Here is a 2,770-nt window from a genome sequence, read left to right on the forward strand (position 1 = left end):
GTAGAAAAGGTAACAGCTAAAATTGAAACAATAAAAACAAGGCTCTTCATATTTATTAAATTTTGAAATTAAACTGTAACTAAACCATTTGGTTGTATAGATACCAATTTATCATTCACCTTAATTTCTATTGCAAGCGTTCCATCTAATTCAAAATGAGTATCATTTTGACCAACATTAACTTTTAATATTTGGTTTCTGAAATTGATTTTAAATGAATATCCTTCCCATTGCTTTGGAATTTTTGGTGAAAATTCCAAAATATTATTTTTCACTCTCATACCTCCAAAACCCTCAACAATACTCATCCAGGTTCCGGCCATACTTGTTATGTGCAATCCTTCGTGAACTTCGTGATTATAATCGTCTAAATCAAGTCGTGATGTCCTTAAATAAAATGTATATGCTTGATCCATTCTACCTAATTTTGCAGCTTGAATGCTGTGAACACATGGTGATAGTGAACTTTCATGAACGGTAAATGGCTCATAAAAATCAAAATGACGTTCAAGTTCTTCAACTGTAAAATCATCTTCAAAAAAGTAAAATCCTTGAAGTGTATCGGCTTGTTTAATATATGGTGAACGTAAAATTCTGTCCCAAGACCATTTTTGATTGATTGGGCGTTGCGATTTATCAAGATTTGCTACCGTTATTAATTCTTTATCTAAAAAGCCATCTTGTTGTAAATACACTCCATATTCTTCTGAATAAGGAAAATACATGTTATCTGCAACATCTTTCCATTGCTCCAATTCAGCTTTAGAAAGATTAACTCTATTCATGATTCTTGAATGATCCGATGGGTATTCAGCCTCAACAATTTCAATGTTTTCAACAGCATAATTAAGACACCATTTAGCAATATAATTGGTATAAAAATTATTGTTTACATTATTTTCATATTCATTAGGCCCGGTAACACCAAGAATTACATATCTGCTCTTTGCTTTTGAGAAAGTAGCGCGTTGATGCCAAAAACGGGCAATCCCAATCAATACTTCCAAGCCTTTTTCAGGAATATAACTGTAATCAGATGTGAAACGATGGTAATTATAAATTGCAAAAGCTATGGCTCCATTTCTATGTATTTCTTCAAAGGTAATTTCCCATTCGTTATGGCATTCTTCACCATTCATGGTCACCATTGGGTACAATGCTGCCCCATTTTTAAAACCTAATTTTTGAGCATTTTCAATAGCTTTATCTAGCTGATGATAACGGTATGCCAATAGATTCCTTGCAACATTTTGGTTTTTAGTTGCTAAGTAAAACGGAATGCAATAGGCCTCTGTGTCCCAATAGGTGCTACCTCCATATTTCTCGCCAGTAAATCCTTTTGGTCCGATATTTAAACGTGCATCTTTACCTAAATAGGTTTGGTTTAACTGGAAAATATTAAAACGAATACCTTGTTGTGCTTTAACATCACCAGATATTGTAATATCTGCCATCTCCCATATTCTTGACCATGCTTCTCTTTGCAATTTTAAAAGTGAATCGAAGCCTAATTTGGAAACTTTATTTAAGGTTTCTTTAGCAGCTGATACCAAATCCTTTTTATCGTGATTTCTGTCGGTTACATAGCCACCAAATTTTGCGAGTGTGATAGTATCTCCTTTATAAACTTTGTTTTGGTATTGAAATTCTACAGACTTATCACTTTTTTGCACCTTTTTTTCTTCTTTAAGAACCTCTCCGTTTATTGATATCTGAGATTGCATCGCAACACAAACATAAAAATGGGTTTTCATGGTTCGAGACAAAATAAAAGCCTGATTTTCTTTATGGTCAACACTTAATACATCCCAAAATTTATCATCCCAATTGGTATCTTCATTCGTAATACCATTATCCAGATATGGTGAAAAGTTAATTTGAGCATCACCATTCAATGGTGTAACTTGATATTGTATGGCACCAACTTCATCAAAATCTAAACTTAAAAATCGTTTAGATTCTACTTTAACTTTGGTTGAATTTTGAAGTGTCGCTTTAAAACTTCTTGATAGCCAGCCTTCTTTCATGTTAAGCTCTCTGCGGAAATCTTCAACTTTTTTACATTTGAATAAATCTAAAGCTTCTCCATTTATCTCCACATTAATACCAATCCAGTTTGGGGCATTAAGTACTTTAGCAAAATATTCTGGATATCCGTTTTTCCACCAGCCTACCCTGGTTTTATCTGGATAATAAACACCTGCAATATAACTGCCTTGAAATGTTGGCCCTGAATAGCTTTCCTCAAAATTGGCGCGCTGTCCCATGGCACCATTGCCAATGCTAAACAAACTTTCGGAAGATTTTACCTGATTTATATCAAATCCTTCTTCAATTATTGACCAATTATCTGCTTTAATATAATCTTGATTCATTTTAAATTTTAAATTACCATCTTTTAAAATGATATTTATACTTTGTTTAATTCACTCTTATCTAGCTTTATTAATTCTCCTAAAAAATCTAAACTCATTTCAGTAAAATCTCTAAAAACAAAATCTGCTTCATTTAAAACTGAAGCGTCTCCAATACCTATGCTAATCATGTTGGCAGAGTTCGCTGCTTGAATTCCAGCCACCGAATCTTCGAACACAATGCAATCATCTGGTTTTATTTGAATGGCTTTGGCTGCCTCTAAAAATACTTCAGGATCTGGTTTTGCTTTTGTAACTGCATTGCCATCAACTATAGCATCAAACTTTTCTAATAAATTCACCTTATTTAATATCTCTACTGAATTCTTACTGGCCGAGCCTAATGCTATGGGCTG

At 33.3% G+C, this 2,770-nt stretch carries 2 protein-coding genes; both read right to left on the bottom strand.

Annotated elements, in window-relative coordinates; genetic code table 11:
- Positions 1-68: 68 nt before the first annotated feature.
- Positions 69-2,375 carry a glycoside hydrolase family 65 protein gene (locus V8G69_RS16310; RefSeq protein WP_394883236.1) on the bottom strand — a complete coding sequence of 769 codons (2,307 nt, stop codon included), beginning with the start codon at positions 2,373-2,375 and terminating at the stop codon, positions 69-71.
- A 35-nt stretch (positions 2,376-2,410) separates the two neighbouring features.
- A partial coding sequence (locus V8G69_RS16315; protein WP_394883237.1) for an HAD-IA family hydrolase occupies positions 2,411-2,770 on the bottom strand: 360 nt, incomplete at its 5' end.

The organism is Gaetbulibacter sp. M235 (assembly GCF_043876835.1).
Classification (GTDB): Bacteria; Bacteroidota; Bacteroidia; order Flavobacteriales; family Flavobacteriaceae; genus Yeosuana.